The sequence below is a fragment of the Cupriavidus sp. FW216-B1 genome (assembly GCF_058789195.1).
Genome location: NZ_JBYTEL010000011.1, coordinates 114,880 through 131,966 on the forward strand (window position 1 = coordinate 114,880; position 17,087 = coordinate 131,966).

23 protein-coding genes are annotated in these 17,087 nt (G+C 64.2%); 10 read left to right on the forward strand and 13 right to left on the reverse strand.

The window, feature by feature from the left end; translation table 11 throughout:
• Positions 1–9: 9 nt before the first annotated feature.
• The 4 genes from AC3WXD_RS22090 to AC3WXD_RS22105 all read right to left on the reverse strand — a co-directional run bounded on the left by AC3WXD_RS22090 (position 10) and on the right by AC3WXD_RS22105 (position 2,745).
• Positions 10–855: a replication initiator protein A gene (locus tag AC3WXD_RS22090; protein ID WP_031668140.1), complete on the reverse strand. Its 846-nt coding sequence runs from the start codon at positions 853–855 to the stop codon at positions 10–12.
• Positions 856–881: 26 nt separating this feature from the next.
• Positions 882–1,166: a helix-turn-helix transcriptional regulator gene (locus AC3WXD_RS22095; protein WP_023083109.1), complete on the reverse strand. Its 285-nt coding sequence runs from the start codon at positions 1,164–1,166 to the stop codon at positions 882–884.
• A gap of 114 nt (positions 1,167–1,280) precedes the next feature.
• Complete coding sequence (locus AC3WXD_RS22100; RefSeq protein WP_023083110.1) at positions 1,281–2,051, reverse strand: DUF2285 domain-containing protein; 771 nt, start codon at positions 2,049–2,051, stop codon at positions 1,281–1,283.
• Between the two features lie 343 nt (positions 2,052–2,394).
• Positions 2,395–2,745, reverse strand: a complete 351-nt coding sequence (locus AC3WXD_RS22105) for a DUF2958 domain-containing protein (RefSeq protein ID WP_023083111.1) — start codon at positions 2,743–2,745, stop codon at positions 2,395–2,397.
• A 319-nt stretch (positions 2,746–3,064) separates the two neighbouring features.
• Here AC3WXD_RS22105 and AC3WXD_RS22110 point away from each other — a divergent pair, with 319 nt between their 5' ends.
• The gene (locus tag AC3WXD_RS22110) at positions 3,065–3,358 is read left to right on the forward strand and encodes a helix-turn-helix domain-containing protein (protein WP_071533935.1); all 294 of its coding nucleotides are present in this window, start codon (positions 3,065–3,067) and stop codon (positions 3,356–3,358) included.
• A 318-nt stretch (positions 3,359–3,676) separates the two neighbouring features.
• Here AC3WXD_RS22110 and AC3WXD_RS22115 read toward each other — a convergent pair whose 3' ends face one another.
• From AC3WXD_RS22115 to AC3WXD_RS22130, 4 genes are all read right to left on the reverse strand, one after another.
• Complete coding sequence (locus AC3WXD_RS22115; RefSeq protein WP_023083113.1) at positions 3,677–3,991, reverse strand: DUF736 domain-containing protein; 315 nt, start codon at positions 3,989–3,991, stop codon at positions 3,677–3,679.
• An 861-nt stretch (positions 3,992–4,852) separates the two neighbouring features.
• Positions 4,853–5,068, reverse strand: a complete 216-nt coding sequence (locus AC3WXD_RS22120; RefSeq protein WP_071535040.1) for a GDCCVxC domain-containing (seleno)protein — start codon at positions 5,066–5,068, stop codon at positions 4,853–4,855.
• 7 nt (positions 5,069–5,075) lie between these two features.
• A complete protein-coding gene (merP, locus tag AC3WXD_RS22125; RefSeq protein ID WP_023083114.1) occupies positions 5,076–5,351 on the reverse strand; it encodes a mercury resistance system periplasmic binding protein MerP in 276 nt (91 codons plus the stop codon).
• Between the two features lie 12 nt (positions 5,352–5,363).
• The gene (locus AC3WXD_RS22130) at positions 5,364–5,711 is read right to left on the reverse strand and encodes a mercuric transporter MerT family protein (RefSeq protein WP_023083115.1); all 348 of its coding nucleotides are present in this window, start codon (positions 5,709–5,711) and stop codon (positions 5,364–5,366) included.
• A 75-nt stretch (positions 5,712–5,786) separates the two neighbouring features.
• Here AC3WXD_RS22130 and merR point away from each other — a divergent pair, with 75 nt between their 5' ends.
• Positions 5,787–6,185 carry a mercury resistance transcriptional regulator MerR gene (merR, locus tag AC3WXD_RS22135; RefSeq protein WP_023083116.1) on the forward strand — a complete coding sequence of 133 codons (399 nt, stop codon included), beginning with the start codon at positions 5,787–5,789 and terminating at the stop codon, positions 6,183–6,185.
• Positions 6,186–6,315: 130 nt separating this feature from the next.
• Here merR and AC3WXD_RS22140 read toward each other — a convergent pair whose 3' ends face one another.
• The 5 genes from AC3WXD_RS22140 to AC3WXD_RS22160 all read right to left on the reverse strand — a co-directional run bounded on the left by AC3WXD_RS22140 (position 6,316) and on the right by AC3WXD_RS22160 (position 10,939).
• The gene (locus tag AC3WXD_RS22140; protein ID WP_023083117.1) at positions 6,316–6,525 is read right to left on the reverse strand and encodes a hypothetical protein; all 210 of its coding nucleotides are present in this window, start codon (positions 6,523–6,525) and stop codon (positions 6,316–6,318) included.
• A 62-nt stretch (positions 6,526–6,587) separates the two neighbouring features.
• Positions 6,588–8,633: a ParB/RepB/Spo0J family partition protein gene (locus tag AC3WXD_RS22145; RefSeq protein ID WP_023083118.1), complete on the reverse strand. Its 2,046-nt coding sequence runs from the start codon at positions 8,631–8,633 to the stop codon at positions 6,588–6,590.
• 80 nt (positions 8,634–8,713) lie between these two features.
• Positions 8,714–9,541: a DUF932 domain-containing protein gene (locus AC3WXD_RS22150; protein WP_023083119.1), complete on the reverse strand. Its 828-nt coding sequence runs from the start codon at positions 9,539–9,541 to the stop codon at positions 8,714–8,716.
• Positions 9,542–10,244: 703 nt separating this feature from the next.
• Positions 10,245–10,523 carry a hypothetical protein gene (locus AC3WXD_RS22155; RefSeq protein ID WP_023083120.1) on the reverse strand — a complete coding sequence of 93 codons (279 nt, stop codon included), beginning with the start codon at positions 10,521–10,523 and terminating at the stop codon, positions 10,245–10,247.
• 65 nt (positions 10,524–10,588) lie between these two features.
• A complete protein-coding gene (locus tag AC3WXD_RS22160) occupies positions 10,589–10,939 on the reverse strand; it encodes a DUF2958 domain-containing protein (RefSeq protein ID WP_023083121.1) in 351 nt (116 codons plus the stop codon).
• A 351-nt stretch (positions 10,940–11,290) separates the two neighbouring features.
• Between AC3WXD_RS22160 and AC3WXD_RS22165 the strand changes: the two genes are divergently transcribed.
• The 8 genes from AC3WXD_RS22165 to arsH are packed head-to-tail and all read left to right on the forward strand — an operon-like array spanning position 11,291 to position 17,048.
• On the forward strand, positions 11,291–11,638 hold the full coding sequence (locus AC3WXD_RS22165; RefSeq protein WP_020203137.1) for an ArsR/SmtB family transcription factor: 348 nt from the start codon (positions 11,291–11,293) through the stop codon (positions 11,636–11,638).
• A 12-nt stretch (positions 11,639–11,650) separates the two neighbouring features.
• A complete protein-coding gene (locus tag AC3WXD_RS22170; protein ID WP_023083122.1) occupies positions 11,651–12,097 on the forward strand; it encodes an ArsI/CadI family heavy metal resistance metalloenzyme in 447 nt (148 codons plus the stop codon).
• Between the two features lie 11 nt (positions 12,098–12,108).
• Positions 12,109–12,606 (forward strand): arsenate reductase ArsC, encoded by a 498-nt coding sequence (locus AC3WXD_RS22175; RefSeq protein WP_008643209.1) that lies wholly within the window; start codon positions 12,109–12,111, stop codon positions 12,604–12,606.
• Positions 12,607–12,647: 41 nt separating this feature from the next.
• Positions 12,648–13,007, forward strand: coding sequence for an arsenite efflux transporter metallochaperone ArsD (gene arsD / locus AC3WXD_RS22180; protein WP_023083123.1), 360 nt, complete (start codon positions 12,648–12,650; stop codon positions 13,005–13,007).
• A gap of 13 nt (positions 13,008–13,020) precedes the next feature.
• Complete coding sequence (gene arsA / locus AC3WXD_RS22185) at positions 13,021–14,787, forward strand: arsenical pump-driving ATPase (protein WP_023083124.1); 1,767 nt, start codon at positions 13,021–13,023, stop codon at positions 14,785–14,787.
• Positions 14,784–15,896, forward strand: coding sequence for an ACR3 family arsenite efflux transporter (gene arsB, locus AC3WXD_RS22190; RefSeq protein ID WP_008643204.1), 1,113 nt, complete (start codon positions 14,784–14,786; stop codon positions 15,894–15,896). Before arsA ends, arsB begins: the two co-directional genes overlap by 4 nt.
• 14 nt (positions 15,897–15,910) lie before the next feature.
• Positions 15,911–16,333, forward strand: a complete 423-nt coding sequence (gene arsC, locus AC3WXD_RS22195) for an arsenate reductase (glutaredoxin) (protein WP_023083125.1) — start codon at positions 15,911–15,913, stop codon at positions 16,331–16,333.
• Entirely contained in the window at positions 16,326–17,048 is a 723-nt protein-coding gene (gene arsH, locus AC3WXD_RS22200) for an arsenical resistance protein ArsH (protein WP_031668144.1), read from the forward strand. Before arsC ends, arsH begins: the two co-directional genes overlap by 8 nt.
• The last annotated feature ends 39 nt before the right edge of the window (positions 17,049–17,087 follow it).

Consider the following 17,087-nt stretch of genomic DNA (forward strand, 5'->3'; position numbering starts at 1 on the left):
TTCCCGCAGTTATCCCCGTGCCGTATGCAGCACGGGCCGGAAGGTCAGCAGTTCGGTGTTGTCGTCCGGCATGCGCTCGATGCCGAGGACGTAGCCGGGTAACGACTGCCGTGCCACCAGCACGCGCAGGTCGTAGGCGAAGTCCGAGAAGCGAGCCGCGCTGCCGGATTTGCGATGCAGATGCCGGAAGTCGAATTGCCAGCCGTGTTCCTGCCGCCCGCCGTGCTTGCGTACCAAGCGGTACAGCCAGCGTTCGATGCCGCCCTTCAAGCGGAAATAATCCGGGTCGATGGTCAGCACCAGGGCGGCGTCGAGCACGCCGGCATAGAACCAGTCCGGCAGGATCAGCTCGATGCCCAGCGGCGTGCCGCTGGCATCGGCCAGTTCGCGCCATTCGTTGATCCACGAAAAGCGATGCAAGCGCCTGCCCGTGGTTTCTCGGATGGACGTGGCCACACTGGTCGATTGCAGCCGGTCGAGCGCCGCTTTCAGGCGCAGGTAGTCGTTGAGGGATGTGCCGCGCCCGATGAAGCGCAGGATCTCGTAGGGCGTGGCGTGTATCCAGCGCGACGGGCGAATGCCCGCGTCGCGTGCCTCCACGATCTGCGAGGCCGCCCAAATCAAAACGTCGGCATCCCATATCGTGGCGATGCCGTGCTCGGCCGTGCCTTCCACGCGGATGGTGATGTTCCCGCTGCGGAAGTCGATCGGCGCGATGCGCCGCGACTTCGCCAGCGAGAAGAATGGAAAGGCCATCAAGTCCTGGCTGTCGCGTGGCGCCATGTCGCCCGGCAGCGCGCGGAACAGGTCGAGCTGTTCGCACTGCGGCAAGGCTTGCCCTGGAGGGCCGGACATGGCGAAGGCCACCCACGCGCCGACGATCAGCGGCCATCACGGTAGTCACCCGCGTGGCGTTCGGCGTATTCCGGGTCGGATGTAGCCTCGTAGCTGCGCTGGTCGGCCCAGGCATCGAGGTCGCTTACTGCGTACATGACGCGGCGACCGAACTTGCGGAACTTCGGGCCACCGCCGATCACGCGCTGCTTCTCCAGCGTGCGAGGACTGAGGCGCAGATACTCGGCGGCTTCGTCGTTGGTCAGGTAGCGTTGGGGCTGCGAGGGCGCAGCGACAGTAGCGGCGGCAGGCCGCAAGGGAGAGGGTCGCATGGGGTGTACCTCCATCAAGCCCGGCCACACCACGCGGCCGGATAGAGGCACTTTCAAGAAAGCAAGGCTTCTTGCTAAGGGACGATTTGCAGGGGGCGCGAAACGTCCCCCCTCCTAATGCGACGGGAACGGCGGAAGCTGTGCCAGGCGGCGGTAGCCGCCGCGCATCAGCGCATCGCCCCGGCGCACCAGGCGCCGCACGCGGGCACGCAAGGCGCTGTCTTTGTGCCAATCGGCCGCGACGGCATCAACGCCGAACAGCCCCTCGGCAACCTCGCGCAAAGACGCGCCCGCCAGGGTCGCGTCTAGTGCCTGCAAGGTGTGCAGTTCCAGCACTGCGGCGTGCGTGGGCCGCGAGCGGGTCGCCGCCGCAGGCGCGGCCCCGGTTGCAGTGGACAACGCATCCAGCCCAGCCGCCAGTGCGCGATAGCGTGCGCAAGGCGTAGTGCAGCCTCGGATGGCGTAGAGGTAGGCCATTCCGTCGGCCATGCTCGGCGTGAGCGCGAGCCGCACGCAGCAGCCAGGCCATTGCGTCGTCAGCACCAGGCGCTTGCCATCATGGATCAGGTGCTTGCGTCCTGGGACGTTCCAGAATTCGAAGGCATCGGCATCCGGCGGCGGGTCGTCGTCCGGGTAGAGCTGGATCACGCCATCGTGATCGGGGAACCACGCCGGATGCGCGTCGCGTGCATCCAGGGCGGGATCTTCCAGCAGGCGCAAGCCCCAACGATGCGCCGTATCTGGTCGGCGGCGACGGTGCAGCCAGTCGTGCCGGTAGTCAGGGTTTCGGCGCAGGTACTCCCAGGCCAGCGCGGGGCCGCCCTGGTGCAGAACGTAGAGATAAGCCGCTGTCGGATACCAGTGTTCGACGCTGCGATCAGTCATGACGGAACCTCCCTGTGCTTGGGGTGCGTCGCCTGGATTCCGTCGTGCGGGAGCTATCGAATCACCATCAGGTTGTCATCGAAATCGGGGTAAGCTGTAACTACTGGTGTCAAGACAGATTCGCTCCGGGGCATTGCTGAAATCGTCTGAATGCGACGGCTGCGCCGCCACGAAAATGGTGCGCGGCATGGCGCACGGTGCAGCAGCCCGCGCCAAAGATCATGACTGTTTGCGTCAGAAGCGCACCGCTTCGGTGCAAGGATGTGGATTCAGACCTGCCCGGTCTTGGGTAAGACCGAAATAGTCACGATGCGCCCGTTTGACCCGGCTGCGCTGGCTTGCATCAATCCATGATCGAGCCGTTTTCCTGCGCCAGCCGCACGTATTCCGATAGTTGCCGCACAGGTTGAAAGTAACTGTCGCGCATCACGGGCCGCTTGCATGGCCCGACGATGGCAGCCAGATCGGACAGCTTCACCGTTCCCAAGGCGGGCATCCCGATCCCGAGGTCGATCAGGCCGTAGGCCGTATCGCCATCGGTAGGATCGAGCGCGGCCAGCAACCAGGTTGCGTGCGCGTCCGGGGTGAATAGCCGCACCACGGGCATCGGGTCGATGCTCCGGCCGGCGGCGCGCGCCTCGCCAACGGCGAGCAGTTGTGCGTGCTGTTCGGCAGTGATGAGCGGTTGGGTCATGGTTGGCATTCCCACGAATCCGACGATGCAAGGAGGAGCCTTCCTGCCAAAACACGGAAGCGGCGAAATGGATGCGTGCTTTCGTGCGGAAGCACGAAGGCGTAAGCCGTCGAATCCGTACAGGCACGGAAGCGCAGAAGCGGAATTGTGCAGGCCATGAAAGACACGGATGTGGCTCCACGGGTTTGAGGAAATCCGCATATGCGGATTTCCGTAAAAGCACGAAAGCGTGCCTCTCAGTCATAAATGAACACTATAGATTGTAGCCCTATAGGGCGCAATGGACTGTCATCTTGGTTTTTATGGGGAAACCAAGTTGGTGACAGCGAAACACTCATTGGCGACGGCGATACGGACAGTCAGGAAGGCGCGGGGCTTGAGCCAGGAAGCGTTTTCGGACGTGTCTAGCCGCACCTACATGAGTTCGCTGGAGCGCGACTTGAAAAGCCCGACCCTGCACAAGCTGACCGAGCTGTGCGAGGTCATGGAGGTGCATCCGCTCACGCTGCTGACACTGGCCTATGCCGGCGACAGCACGGATAAGACCGATGAGCTGCTGGCGCGGGTACGCCAGGAGCTTGAGGCGGTGTTGAAAGAGCGCAGCACGCCGTAGCGCGCGTCGGCGTGTAAGACTGGAGTCCGCAAGCGGAGCGCGTAGCGCCACAGGCGCGAAGGCGTGAGGGATTGAAGCCGCATGGCCGTGACGGCTTGCCGGCACGGGGCGCAGCCCGAAAGCCCGGCGGTGCTAGCAGCGCCGACACGCCATCTTGGATTTGCCTCCACGGGCATTGAACCTGCTGAATATGACTGCGGCAATACCGGAACCAGAAACGATCGGGCGCGAGCTGACGGTTTCCCGCTGCCGCGTGTTCGGTGCTGCGATAAGCAGCGCTGCACCCCGCCGCAATGGGCGGGGTGCTTGGGGTAGCCGTCAGGCCGCTTGCGGCCTGCTGCGTGACCAGATCAGATCGTGCGTGCCGTCCTCGCCTTCGATCAGGCGAGCATAGACCGGAGCCGGGAATGAAGGATCGTCGAGGGTCACGGACTTGTATTCCCGCCCGGCTTCGCTGGTCTTGTTCCACGCCGCGCCGATGTCGTGGCCGGCGGCCTGGAGGCGGAAGTCGGGGGCGTTCTCGCTGCTGCCCTTGTCGTTGGGAACCAGCTTGACCTTGACGCTGAGCGTCAGGGTGCGAAGCGTGCCGGTGAAGCCGTCTTTGTCTGCGGTGAAGGTGCCGATGTTGGCCATAATGATTTCTCCTTTCGGTTGAACAAGGTTCGCGCCCATCGCGTCCTTGTTGTGATCCGGCCGGCGGGGGGGGGGCGGGCTGGCTGCACCGCTTGCGGTCGCAACGCAGTGGAGAGCCGGGAGGCGAAAAGAATTTGTCCCGCGAGGAATGCGCGCAGCGCAGGGGAAATTGTTTTCGCCGGACGGTTGCAGCCATGAAGCCCGAGGCGCAGCCGCGCCCCCGCCAGGATTCATAACAACACAAGGACGCCTTGGGCCGAACCGCACCGAAAGGAGATGTGGCCGACTCGGCATCCCCGCACGAAGGCTTCTCCGGCTCGCCCGCTGACGTGGGCCAGGTCAACCACCCGACGACAGGCGAGAACGCCCCTGCCGCACCTTGCGGCGCCGGTCTTGAGGCGTGGCGTGGAAGTTCCATAGCGATGCCGGACGGGATATCCGTGAACCGTCCTTCGTGACGTGATGGGCGAGAACCACTAGCGTTGAGGACGGCACGCAACTGCACAACCCGCCGCAGCAAGCGCCAGCGTGTTCGCCAGCGCCCCGCCCATTGCGGCGGGGCGCTGGCCGGGCCGGTTCGGCGGGACCGAGGGGCGCCAAGCCACGCGCGGCGGGGATAGCCCGCAGGGCTTTCCCCTGGAGGCAAGCGCAGCGCGCAGCGCCGCAGGCGCGAAGGCGTGAGGGATTGAAGCCGAATGGCCGTGACAGCGAAGTCGGCACGGGGCGCAGCCCGAAAGCCCGGCGGCGCATCGCGCCGACACGCCCAGGCCGTTCTTTCAGGAGCCTGGGGGCTTGTCCAATCAGGACTACCCCAGGCTGCTGCCGCCTTGAGCAGCGCCGCCAGCTCGGGCCGCTATGGCTTCAACCTGCGCAGCACCCGCGTTGCTCCTGGATCGGCGGGCATGGCACCGAGCCAAAGGAACAGAACACACAACAATCTCCCGGCTTCGGGCGCAGCAGCGTATGACAGGCCGAGCACTCGTAATAGAACTGGCAGGCATCCGTTGGCATGGTTTCCTGCTTGGCATGACCGCAGCGCGGGCAGGTCAGCACGGATTCGAGATTGACGATACTCATGGTGGCGCTACTTCTGCACAGTGGACGGGTAGCCCGCGCTTGTTGTCGCTTGGGTCAAAGTTTCTGGCTTGGTCTTGTCAGCGTCATAGGTGACGGTGGCCGTCTTCTTGTCGAAATCGACGTGAACAGCATTGACGCCAGACACCTTTTCCAGCGACTTCTTGACCGTCAACGGGCATAGCGCACAGGTCATGTTCTGCACGGACAGCGTGATGGATTTCGGGGTGGCAGCCAGCACCGCGAGCGGCAAGGCCGCCAGCAAAGCGATCAGCAGTTTGCGCATGAGCGTCTCCTTTCAGTAAAACAGCGGGGCCAGCCACGGAACGGCCAAGAGACCGACCAGCAACGCCGCGACAATCCAGAACACGAGCCGTTGGCGTGCGCGCGTGCGAGGGGCGGCACATGACGTATCCGGCGCACAGACTTGCGGCACCAGATAGAGCTGGCGGAAGGTCAGCCCGAGAAACAGCAGCGTCAGGCCGATAAAAATGGGTCGATACGGCTCCATCGCCGTGAGGCCAGCGACCCACGTGCCGCCGATCCCGAGCGTCAGCAGCACGAGCGGCCCGACACAGCACACCGACGCACCGATGGCGGCCAATACGCCCGCGATCAACGAGCCCTTCCCGGTGAGTTGTGCCATAGAGATCCCCATGAACCTGTTTGCCCAAGTGTTACTCTACATTCCGTACCTAGGTACGGAATCAAGGGAAATCTGATGACAGCCGATCTAACCATCAGCAGGCTGGCGGAAGCTGCCGGGGTGAACATCGAGACAATCCGCTACTACCAGCGGCGCGGCTTGCTGGACGAGCCACCCAAACCGCAGGGCGGTCATCGACGCTACGAACCGGGGCAGGTGAAGCGCGTACGGTTCATCAAGCGCGCGCAGGCGCTGGGCTTCACCTTGGACGAGGTGGGCGCCCTGCTGACTCTCGACGCGGCGTGCGCCTGTAGCGAGACGCGGGCGCTGGCGGTGCGCAAGCTGAGTCTGATCGAACAGAAGATGGCCGATCTCGCGGCCATGCGGCAGGCGCTGGCCAGCTTGGTGCAGCAGTGCGATGCCGGGGGTAGACATGCTTCCTGCCCGATCATCGACGTGCTGGAGTGTGATTGAGGCCCGTCTCCCAGGAATGAGGGCGGCGAAGTGCGTTGGGCTGTTGGCCTTCAACACCGGGCGCGGCCACTGCCGCGCCCGGATTTTTGAGTCCACCGGCCCCAGCAAAACGCTGGGGTCGGCGCTGGCGTCATCCCTTCGTCTCGATGAGCCACCACACGGCACGCGGCAAGACGCGGCCTGTGATGGGATGAATGTCGGTGAGGTCGGCGCAGGCCGTCCAGCCCAAGGGCGGACGGTAGCCGCGCACGTCGCCATCGCCGTGCCAGCGGCGGGCGCGTACCGTGCCGGGGGCGTAGATCGCCGCCATGCGCGGGCGGCTGATGGTGGTGCGGGTCATGGGGGTGTCTCCTTCCAGCGAAGCGCCCCGGTTGAGGCCGGGGCGCATGCCTTCGGCGCGGATCAAGCGGCCAGCGCCTCGGCGGGTTCATCCGCCATTGCCTCGGCGTCCTCCGGGGCGTCCTGCTCCGGGCCTGCCTCCTGCGGGCCTGCGGCCTTGAAGATGGCGGGCATCCAGCCGGTGCCATCGGCCAGCCGTTCGGCCTCGCTGGCAATGTCGGCCTTCTTCAACTTCGCCAGCCGGGTGACGTGCTGCGGCGCGTACTCGCCCACGGCATCCAGAATCACGGCCTTAGGAACGTGCTTGAAATAGCCTTCTGCGGTCGGCTGCCACCATGCGGCCATGTCTAGGCCCACGGCCTGCGCCAATTCCTCGCCGGGTTGCTGCACCGTGGCGCGGGGCGTCACCACGTCCACCGTGGAAGCCACGCATACGGCCAGCAGCCGCACCAGTTCGTCTTGCGGCTTCGCCAGCAGCGCGGCGAACAGTTCGGCGCTGTCCTCCGGCAAGGCTTCGCCCGCCACCTGTTGCAGTTCGCGCAGTGCCACGGCGGCGGGCGATTCCGGCCAGTCCGGGACCATGCCTTCCAGCCGGTCTTGCACTTTCAAGCTCACGCCCAGCGGCAGGTCGTGGCCGTAGTGGCTGCCCTGCAAGATGGTCTGCACCATGCCATGCACCACGGCAGCCAGCGCGGCTTGCGGGTGCCGGGCGACTTCGATTTGCAGCGCGGCGGTGCGGTGGGCGCTCAACCGCTGCGCCAGCCGGTCAGACATGGCGGCGATCTTGGGCTGTTCGTCGTCCTCGCCTTCGTCGTCGTTTCCGGCTTCGCCTTCGCCGCCGAAACCCTGCCGCAAGCGTTCCAGCGTGCGCAGCGCCTTGGCTTCGGCCTCACGCATCAGGCCGCGATGAATCACGGTTTCGCCGTTGCGGTCGATGGTGACGATAGCCCCGGCTGCGGCCTTCACGTTCGGACTGTAGTCCTGCAAGCCATCTTCAAGCGCCTGCAATTGCTCGCCCACGGCTTCGCCTTCCTCTTGCAGCGCGTCGGCCTTGTCCTCGTCCTCGGCGTCCAGCGCGGCATCCACGGCTTCGGCCAGTTCGTGCAGCTTGGCTTGCAGCTTCTCGATGCGTGCGGCTTCGCGCTTGTTCGGTTCGCGGCGCTCCTTCGGTGCGCGTTGGAAGGCGTGCAGGTCGGAATGGGTCATTCCCGGCGTGGCATCCACCCATGCCCAACCTTCGGCGCGAACATTGGCGGCAATGCCTGCCAGCCGGTCTTGCGCCAGCCGTTCCAGCAACGCGGCATCGGTCAGATACACGCCTGCGTCATCTTCGGCGAACAGGTCACGGCGGATGCCGCCGCCTGCGGCTTCGTAGCTGTCCAGCCCGACGAAGCGCACCAGCGGATGCCGGTAGGCGTCGATTTCCCGTTCGGTCAGGCGTTCGCGCAAGTGCGAGGGATGGCGCTGCCATTGCGGGGCATCGTAGAACGCGGCTTCCTGCGCGGCGTGATCGTCGGTGATGGCAAGGGCCATCAACTGGTCAAGGCTCACGGCATCGGCGCGATAGTCGGCCATCAATCGCGGTGACACGTTGGCGAGTTTCAAGCGGCGCTGCACCACCAGCGGCGTAACGCTGAAATCTGCTGCAATGTCCTCGATGGGCCGGCCTTCGGCCACCAGCGCGGCGAAGGCTTCAAACTGGTCTGCCGGGTGCATGGCCTCGCGCTGCACGTTTTCGGTGAGGCTGGCCGTGCGGGCGGTGCCATCGGCCACCAGCAGGCAAGGCACTTCCCATTCCTTGCTGATGCGATGCTTCTTTGCCAGCAGCTTCAAGGCGGCGAGGCGACGGCCACCGGCCACGACTTCGTAATGCTCGCCATCGGCGGATGCAATCACGATCAGGTTTTGCAGCAAGCCGACACGTTGGATGGATGCGGCCAGTTCGGGGATGGACATGCGCGGGGTCTTGCGCACGTTGCGGCCGGTGGGGCGCAGCACCAGCCGCGACAGCGGAACCAGAATCAGGTTCTTGGTCGGGTCGGCGGCTTCCAGCGGGATAGCTGCGGCGGTATTGACGGCGCGGGCTTCGGTTTGGGTGATGGCGTTCATGGTGATAACTCCTTGCGGTTAGGAAATGCAGCAGCGAAAGAAGCGGCAAGGGCTGCTGCCTGCCCCTGCCGCGTGGGGAATCAGGCTTTCAACTGGCGCAGGCCATCGGCCAGCAGCCACAGGGCGCGGTTCAGGCGCACATCGGAATCAATGCCCTGCACGGGGCGGGTACGTTGGCGGCGTCCGTTGGCGCTGCGGCCATGCAATCCGCCTTTGGTCAGGTTCTCCTGCGTGCGGTTGAACACGCTCCACAAGTCCGGGCGGCGGTCGTCGAACCGGCGCGGCATCAGGATTTGCGATTCGGTGATGGGTGCAGGCTTGTCGGGATCGTCGTACTTGAGCGACAGCGCAGCGCGGGCGAACACTTCGGCCTCGCCTTCGTCCAGCGTGATGCTGCGCATCAGGTCACGGGATTCCTTCACTCGCTCAAAGCCGCTCAACACCTCGAAAGCGCCTTCGATGACGTGCCCGGCCACGTCGCCTTTGTGGGGTACGCGCACATCCGCCACGGTGTCGCCGCACACAAGGCCATTGCTGCACACGAACCGGAACATCCCGGCCAGCATCTGATAGCTGCTGGTGCCGTCGTGCGAGTTCAGCAACACGATTTCATTAGCTTCCGCGCCGTTGATCTGGCTGGCGTGGCGCAGGCGAATCATGTGTTTGGTGTGCTCGCGGCGGCCTTCATCGCGCACGCGGGTCTGCGTCACCATGAAGGGTTGAAACCCCTCCTTGCGAAGCTCGGTCAGCACCGTGGCGGTGGGGATGTAGCTGTACCGCTCGGAACGGCTCTCGTGTGGGGCATCCGCGAAGATGGACGGGGCCACGCGGCGAATCTGGTCATCGGACAGCGGGTAGTCGCTGCGCAGCGACGGGGAACGGGAAGCGAAACGGGATGCGAGTTGCATGGTCTTTCTCCTGACGAAAAGGGTTTGCTGTTCAAACCGCACACCGGATTCCTAGATTCGGAGCCCAGCCTTTCGGCTGTTCGGTGCGGTTGGCACGAGGAACCCGGTTGGCCCTGTTGCCACCGTCTTTCCTGAGTTCATCGCCCGCGACGGTCAGGAGCGCGCGAACGGGTGCCGTCAAGGAGGCAAGCGCAGGGTTGGTGCGGCCCGCAGGCGAAGCCGAGGACACGGCCCTGCGCGCCTTGACGGCGCACGGGCGCGGGCTACAGTCGCGGACAAGGTGATGAAGTCAGGGGAGACGGCTGGACAAGGCAACGGCCTTCCCTGTGTGCCGAACCGCACGGCAAGCGAAGCGCGCAGGCCCGAAGCTGGAAGCCGGGCCGGAGGCGTCAGCCGAGCGGAGCGAGGGAACGATGGAAGCCCGTCAGGGGCGAAACCCCGCAGGGGGTTCGATGCGCAGCACGACAGCGCGACCGGCCATGTTTCTTGGCCGGGGACGCCCGGATTTCAAAGCTCGATGCACAAGCTCATTCGCCAAGCATCGGGAAGCAGAGCCAGTTGTGCCGGTGATTGCTGCGGTCTGGCCGATCCCGCGTAGCCGGTTCGGCGGTCTTTGAGGGGCGCCAAGCATCGCGCGGCGGGGATGGCCCGGAGGGCTTTCCCCTGGAGGCAAGCGCAGCGCCCCGTCAGGGGCGCGAAGGCATCACGCCGAGTCGTCAGGACACAGGCTGGATTCCGCAACCGGCATCCAAGGCGAAGTCGAGTTCAGGTAGTAGCGCCTGCCACGCGCATACAGCCCCGAAGGCTCGGTAGGCTGGTAGAACCCGGTGACGCGGCGCCGGAACTGCGCACCAAACTCGTTGGTGTAGATCACCGCGTCGCCGATCTTGAAGCGTAAGGGTTGTCCGTTCTCCGGCGCGAACGGCTTGAGCGCATCGTGTTGCGCCGTGATTTCGATGATGTAGTCGTGATGGCTGCTCATGGCATGGATCTCCTGCAAAGGTTGAGAAAGCACAAGGAGCGCCTTGCGGCGCTTCCAGGGCCGAGTCAGACAGCGATCCGCCCGGCCAGCCGCGCATCGCGTGCGTAGGCGCTCAACCGCTTCTCGGCTCGGAAAGACAGGTCGCGCTCGATCGGCAGGCCCAGCCCGCCGCGCACCGTCGCCAGTTCGCCCAAGCTGACCCAGCCGATTTCCGGCATCCCCAAGCCCAGGTCGCAAAGACCAAAGGCGTGGTCGTGGTCGTCGGGATCAATCTCGGTCAGCAGCCAGGTCGCGCCGCCATCCGGCGTGAACAGCTTGACCACGGGCGCCGGATCGAAGTCCGGGTTCTCCAGCGATTCGCGGCCGTTGGCCAGCAGCACGACGCGCTGCTCGTCAGTGATGAGTGCGTTGTTCATGGTGAACTCCTGAAGGGTTGCCGGGCGGAATTGCCCGACCCTTCCGGGGCACGGCGCAGCGCAAGCAGTCAGGGGTCAACGACGGCCGCCAGGACGCAAGCGCCATCGGCACGCAGCCCTTGACGGCGAGCACGCCGTGGCACGATGAAGGGAACAGCAAGACCGCCTCCCTTACACCTCCATATGCGTCGGTTTTAGGCGAGCAGAGCACCCAGGTCGGAGGCGCCAGGGGGCATAGCCGGATGGCCGTGATTCGACACGAAGCGCGGGACACAGCCCGCGAACCCGATGGCGGCACGCCGGGGCGCTACGAGGTTCTGTTTGCTGGTTTCTTGCACAATGATTCAATAAATGTTGTATTATCGAACCATGAACGAAGATCAAGCTGTTTCCGCCCTCGGTGCCCTGGCCCACACCCAACGCCTGCGCGTGTTCCGCGCCTTGGTCGTCGCAGGCCCCGAGGGGCTGACGCCCAGCGTCTTGGCCGACCAGCTCGACGTGGCCCGCAACTCTCTGTCCTTCCATCTGAAGGAGCTGGCTCACGCTGGCCTCGTCACCATCGAACAGCAAGGGCGCAACCTGATCTATCGCGCCGACTTCGCGCAGATGAATAGTCTGCTTGGCTACATGACCGAGCACTGCTGCCAGGGCGGCGTATGCGAAGTCACTGAATCTCCCTCCACCTGTGCCTCCTGCTGAAAGGAACTCTCCATGAAGCGCTTCCACGTCCACCTGCACGTCGATGACTTGAACCGCAGCATCGGCTTCTATTCCCAACTATTCGCGGCGCAGCCTGCGCGCGTCGAAGGCGACTACGCGAAGTGGATGCTCGAAGACCCGCCGGTCAACTTCGCCATCTCCACGCGCGGCAGCAAGCCGGGCATCGACCACCTGGGTATCCAGACCGACGACGCCGAGGAACTGGCCGCCCTGAAAATCCGTGCACAAGCCGCCGACATGGAGTTGCTCGACGAAGGCACGACCACCTGCTGCTACGCACGCAGCGAGAAGCATTGGGTCACCGATCCGCAGGGTATTGCCTGGGAGCACTTCCACACGTTAGGCAGCATCCCGGTCTTCCATGAAGCGGCCTCAGTCACGACACCGATCATCGCACCGGCTTGCTGCACAGCAAGCCCCCGTTCTTCCTGCTGTTGAGAAAGCACACCATGACCACAGAGGCCGCATACAACGCACTGTTCATCTGCACGGGCAATTCCGCACGCTCCATCCTCGCCGAAGGCATCCTCAACAAACTGGGCCAAGGGCGCTTTCGGGCGTACTCGGCAGGTAGCCAGCCCAAGGGCGAAGTGCATCCGCTGGCGCTCGCCACGCTGGAGCGGCTGCACATGCCAACGACTGGCTACCGCAGCAAAAGCTGGGATGAGTTCGTAGCGCCGGGGGCGCCGGTGTTCGACTTCATTTTTACCGTCTGCGACAACGCCGCCGGCGAGGCGTGCCCGTTTTGGCCGGGCAAGCCGGTATCGGCTCACTGGGGCGTGCCCGATCCGGCAGCCGTCGAAGGCAGCGAAGAACAACGACTCAAAGCGTTCAAGGATGCCGCGCTGATCTTGCGCCGCCGCATCGAGCTGTTTCTCTCGCTGCCACTGCAACGCCTGGACGCCATGTCGCTGCAACGCGAGTTGCGAAACATCGGCCAAGAGTGAAGAGCGTCATTTCATCAACAACCAATTTGAAAGGACACCCCATGCCAAACATCCAGATTTTCGACCCGGCGCTGTGTTGCAGCACCGGCGTATGTGGCGTTGAAGTGGATCAAAACTTGGTGAACTTCGCCGCCGATGTGGATTGGGCCAAGCAACACGGTGCTCAGGTCGAACGCTTCAACCTGGCACAGCAACCCCTCGCTTTCGCCGAAAACCCGACAGTGAAAGGCTTTTTACAACGCTCGGGCCAAGAGGCGCTGCCCCTGGTTCTGGTCGATGGTGAGGTGGCCTTGGCCGGTCGCTACCCCAGCCGAAGCGAATTGACCCGCTGGGCTGGCATCGAGGCGCCCGAAGCCTCGCCAGCCCAAAACGCCTGCTGCTCTGGCGGCCGCTGCTGCTGAACAAGGAGATCCCATGCACTTCCTGACCCAGCCGCCTCGCTTCCTGTTTTTCACCGGCAAAGGGGGCGTCGGCAAGACCTCCATCGCCTGCGCAACGGCCGTGCAACTGGCGACCCAGGGCAAGCGTGTGCTGCTCGTCAGTACCGACCCGGCTTCCAACGTGGGGCAGGTTTTCGGCGAACGCATCGGAAACCACATCACGACGATTGCCGCCGTGCCGAATCTATGGGCACTGGAAATCGACCCGCAGGCAGCCGCGCAAGCGTACCGTGACCGCATAGTCGGCCCAGTGCGAGGCGTGTTGCCCGATGCGGTAGTGGATGGCATCGAAGAATCCCTGTCGGGTGCCTGCACCACGGAAATCGCCGCCTTCGATGAGTTCACGGCCCTGCTGACCGATGCGGCGCTGACGCAGGATTACGCGCACATCATTTTCGACACAGCCCCTACCGGCCACACCATCCGCCTGCTGCAACTGCCGGGCGCATGGAGTGGCTTTCTGGAAGCAGGCAAAGGCGATGCGTCGTGCCTGGGGCCGCTGGCGGGCCTGGAAAAACAGCGCAGTCAGTACAAGGCTGCGGTAGAGGCGTTGGCTGATCCCTTGCGTACTCGCCTCGTGCTGGTTGCCCGTGCGCAGCGCCCCACGCTGCGCGAGGCGGCCCGCACCCATGAAGAACTGGCCGCTATCGGCCTGTCACAGCAACACCTGGTCATCAACGGCGTATTTCCTGCCAGCGAGGCCGAAACCGATACGCTTGCCGCTGCCATCTACGAAAAAGAGCAGGCTACGCTGGCCGCCATTCCGTCTGTCCTCCAGGCGTTGCCTCGGGATCAGATCGCGCTCAAGCCGTTCAACCTCGTGGGCCTCGACGCTCTGCGCCACCTGCTGGTCGATACCGACGCCACGTATGGCGCCGATGCCATCGAGCTGCCCGACCAGATCAATGCACCGGACTTGTCCGCCCTGGTCGATGAAGTCGCTGCCGATGGGCACGGTCTGGTCATGGTGATGGGCAAAGGCGGCGTGGGCAAGACCACGCTGGCCGCCGCCATTGCCGTGGAGCTGGCGGGCCGGGGCCTGCCCGTGCATCTCACTACCTCCGACCCGGCTGCACATCTGGCCGACACGCTGGAAGGTTCGCTTCCCAATCTGGCTCTCAGCCGCATTGACCCCCAGGAAGCCACGGCACGCTATCGCCAGCATGTGATGGACACCAAGGGCGTGCAGCTCGATGCCGAAGGCCGCGCCTTGCTGGAAGAAGACCTGCGCTCGCCCTGCACCGAGGAAATCGCGGTGTTCCAGGCATTCTCCCGTGCCATCCGTGAAGGGGGCAGAAAGTTCGTGGTGATGGACACCGCGCCCACGGGCCACACCTTGCTGCTGCTCGACGCCACCGGCGCATACCACCGCGACATCGCCCGGCAGATGGGTGAGACGGGCGTTCACTTCACGACGCCGATGATGCAGTTGCAAGACCCGAAGCAGACCAAGGTGCTCATTGTCACCCTGGCCGAAACCACGCCCGTGCTGGAAGCGGCCAACCTGCAAGACGACCTGCGCCGCGCGGGCATCGAGCCGTGGGCCTGGATCGTTAACAACAGCGTGGCGGCCGCACATCCGCATTCCCCGCTGCTGCGCCAGCGTGCACGCAACGAGTTGCGGGAAATCGACGCCGTGGCCACACAACATGCCCGACGCCATGCTGTCGTGCCGCTTCTGACCGAAGAGCCGGTGGGAGTGGAGCGTCTGCGGGCTTTGGCAAACAGGAAAACCTCATGAATCACGACAGCCCCCAAAGCGGGCATTCGATGCTGAACACGCCATCGCGCCTGTCCTTCCTGGATCGCTATCTCACCGTCTGGATTTTCGCCGCGATGGCGCTGGGTGTTGCATTGGGCACGTTCTTCGACGGCTTGCCCGATGCGCTCAATGCGCTCTCGATCGGCACGACCAACGTCCCGATCGCCATCGGCCTGATCCTGATGATGTACCCGCCGCTGGCCAAGGTGCGCTACGAGACGCTACACGAGGTCTTCGCCGACCGGCGCGTGCTGCTGCTGTCACTGGTGCAGAACTGGATCATCGGGCCGGTGCTGATGTTCGTGCTGGCGGTGATTTTCCTACGCGACCAGCCGGAATACATGACCGGCCTGATCCTGATTGGACTGGCACGCTGCATTGCTATGGTGCTTGTGTGGAACCAGTTGGCGCGTGGTGATAACCAGTACGTCGCGGGCCTGGTCGCCTTCAATTCGATCTTCCAGATCCTGTTCTTCTCGACCTATGCCTGGTTCTTCCTTTCGGTGCTGCCGCCTGTGTTCGGCCTGCAAGGCAGCGTCATCGACGTGGGCTTTTGGACGATCACCGAGGCGGTACTGATTTACCTGGGCATCCCGTTCCTGGCCGGCTACCTGACCCGGCGCTCGCTGATTCGACGCAAGGGCCAGGACTGGTACGAGCGTGCATTCCTGCCGCGGATCAGTCCCATCACGCTGGCGGCGCTACTGTTCACCATCGTGGCCATGTTTAGCCTCAAAGGTGCCGACGTGGTGCGCCTGCCGATGGACGCGCTAAAGATTGCCGTGCCGCTGACACTCTACTTCGTGATCCAGTTCCTCATCAGTTTCTTCATGGGCCGGCTGATCCAAGCCGACTACCCACGCACCACCGCCATCGCCTTCACTGCCGCAGGCAACAACTTCGAGTTGGCCATCGCCGTGGCTATCGCGTCGTTCGGCCTGGCTTCGCCTGTCGCCTTCACCACGGTGATCGGGCCGCTGGTGGAAGTGCCGGTGCTCATCCTGCTGGTGCATGTCGCCTTGCGGTTGGGCCGCCGGTGGCGGCTCAAGGGCGCCAGCATGTATTCCGCCAACCCCACGAATCCCTGAACCGAGGCAATGGCATGAGCCAGATCACCATCTATCACAACCCCGACTGCGGTACGTCGCGCAACGTGCTGGGCTTGATTCGCAACAGCGGCGAAGAGCCGACCATTATCGAATACTTGAAAACACCGCCCGACCGCGAGACGCTGAAAACGCTGATCGCCGCGATGGGCGTGCCAGTGCGTGCGGTGCTGCGCGAGAAAGGCACACCTTATGCGGAATTGGGCCTGGATGATTCCAAATGGAGCGACGAACATTTAATCGACTTCATGCTCCAGCACCCCATCCTCATCAACCGCCCCATCGTGGTCACGCCGTTGGGCACACTGCTGTGCAGACCTTCGGAAGCGGTGCTGGGCATCCTGCCCCAGCCGCAGCGCGGTGCATTCAGCAAGGAAGACGGCGAAGCCGTCGTGAATGCGGAAGGCCGCCGTGTCTGAATCCAGAATCGACCTACCCAATATCGACACCGCGCTGTTCCAGCAACCCGATGCCCAGCGGTTGATGGCACCCGAGCGTGCCACCCACGCGCCGCGCTTCCTGCTGCTTTACGGCTCGCTGCGCGAACGCTCGTTCAGCCGCCTGGCTGCCGAAGAAGCGGCACGCATCCTGAGCGCGCTCGGCGGTGAGACACGGATGTTCAACCCCTCGGGCCTGCCGCTGGTGGATGACGCGCCTCACGATCACCCAAAGGTCAGGGAACTGCACGAACTGGTGCAATGGGCCGAAAGCATGGTGTGGAGTTCGCCCGAGCGCCACGGTGCCATGACCGGCTTGATGAAGACCCAAATCGACTGGATTCCTCTGTCGGTCGGCGCGGTGCGCCCGACACAGGGCAAGACGTTGGCGGTGATGCAGGTGTCGGGTGGATCGCAGTCCTTCAACGCCGTTAACCAGATGCGCGTGTTGGGCCGCTGGATGCGGATGCTGACCGTCCCAAACCAGTCTTCGGTCGCCAAGGCATACCAGGAGTTCGATGAAGCGGGACGCATGAAGCCCTCGGCCTATTACGACCGCATCGTGGATGTGATGGAAGAGCTGATGAAGTTCACGCTGCTCACGCGCGACGTGGCGCCATATCTGGTAGATCGCTACAGCGAACGCAAGGAAAGCGCCGAAGCCCTGAGCCGGCGCGTCAATCAAGCAGCGATCTGAGAGCCGCCATCGCAGCAAAAAGGGGGCCGAAGCCCCCTC

Bases quoted from the DNA above. Each gene is read 5' to 3' on its own strand.
- AC3WXD_RS22090 (WP_031668140.1), bottom strand. From the start codon at position 855: ATGTCCGGCCCTCCAGGGCAAGCCTTGCCGCAGTGCGAACAGCTCGAC.
- AC3WXD_RS22095 (WP_023083109.1), bottom strand. From the start codon at position 1,166: ATGCGACCCTCTCCCTTGCGGCCTGCCGCCGCTACTGTCGCTGCGCCC.
- AC3WXD_RS22100 (WP_023083110.1), bottom strand. From the start codon at position 2,051: ATGACTGATCGCAGCGTCGAACACTGGTATCCGACAGCGGCTTATCTC.
- AC3WXD_RS22105 (WP_023083111.1), bottom strand. From the start codon at position 2,745: ATGACCCAACCGCTCATCACTGCCGAACAGCACGCACAACTGCTCGCC.
- AC3WXD_RS22115 (WP_023083113.1), bottom strand. From the start codon at position 3,991: ATGGCCAACATCGGCACCTTCACCGCAGACAAAGACGGCTTCACCGGC.
- AC3WXD_RS22120 (WP_071535040.1), bottom strand. From the start codon at position 5,068: ATGAGTATCGTCAATCTCGAATCCGTGCTGACCTGCCCGCGCTGCGGT.
- merP (WP_023083114.1), bottom strand. From the start codon at position 5,351: ATGCGCAAACTGCTGATCGCTTTGCTGGCGGCCTTGCCGCTCGCGGTG.
- AC3WXD_RS22130 (WP_023083115.1), bottom strand. From the start codon at position 5,711: ATGGCACAACTCACCGGGAAGGGCTCGTTGATCGCGGGCGTATTGGCC.
- merR (WP_023083116.1), top strand. From the start codon at position 5,787: ATGACAGCCGATCTAACCATCAGCAGGCTGGCGGAAGCTGCCGGGGTG.
- AC3WXD_RS22140 (WP_023083117.1), bottom strand. From the start codon at position 6,525: ATGACCCGCACCACCATCAGCCGCCCGCGCATGGCGGCGATCTACGCC.
- AC3WXD_RS22145 (WP_023083118.1), bottom strand. From the start codon at position 8,633: ATGAACGCCATCACCCAAACCGAAGCCCGCGCCGTCAATACCGCCGCA.
- AC3WXD_RS22150 (WP_023083119.1), bottom strand. From the start codon at position 9,541: ATGCAACTCGCATCCCGTTTCGCTTCCCGTTCCCCGTCGCTGCGCAGC.
- AC3WXD_RS22155 (WP_023083120.1), bottom strand. From the start codon at position 10,523: ATGAGCAGCCATCACGACTACATCATCGAAATCACGGCGCAACACGAT.
- AC3WXD_RS22160 (WP_023083121.1), bottom strand. From the start codon at position 10,939: ATGAACAACGCACTCATCACTGACGAGCAGCGCGTCGTGCTGCTGGCC.
- AC3WXD_RS22165 (WP_020203137.1), top strand. From the start codon at position 11,291: ATGTTGTATTATCGAACCATGAACGAAGATCAAGCTGTTTCCGCCCTC.
- AC3WXD_RS22170 (WP_023083122.1), top strand. From the start codon at position 11,651: ATGAAGCGCTTCCACGTCCACCTGCACGTCGATGACTTGAACCGCAGC.
- AC3WXD_RS22175 (WP_008643209.1), top strand. From the start codon at position 12,109: ATGACCACAGAGGCCGCATACAACGCACTGTTCATCTGCACGGGCAAT.
- arsD (WP_023083123.1), top strand. From the start codon at position 12,648: ATGCCAAACATCCAGATTTTCGACCCGGCGCTGTGTTGCAGCACCGGC.
- arsA (WP_023083124.1), top strand. From the start codon at position 13,021: ATGCACTTCCTGACCCAGCCGCCTCGCTTCCTGTTTTTCACCGGCAAA.
- arsB (WP_008643204.1), top strand. From the start codon at position 14,784: ATGAATCACGACAGCCCCCAAAGCGGGCATTCGATGCTGAACACGCCA.
- arsC (WP_023083125.1), top strand. From the start codon at position 15,911: ATGAGCCAGATCACCATCTATCACAACCCCGACTGCGGTACGTCGCGC.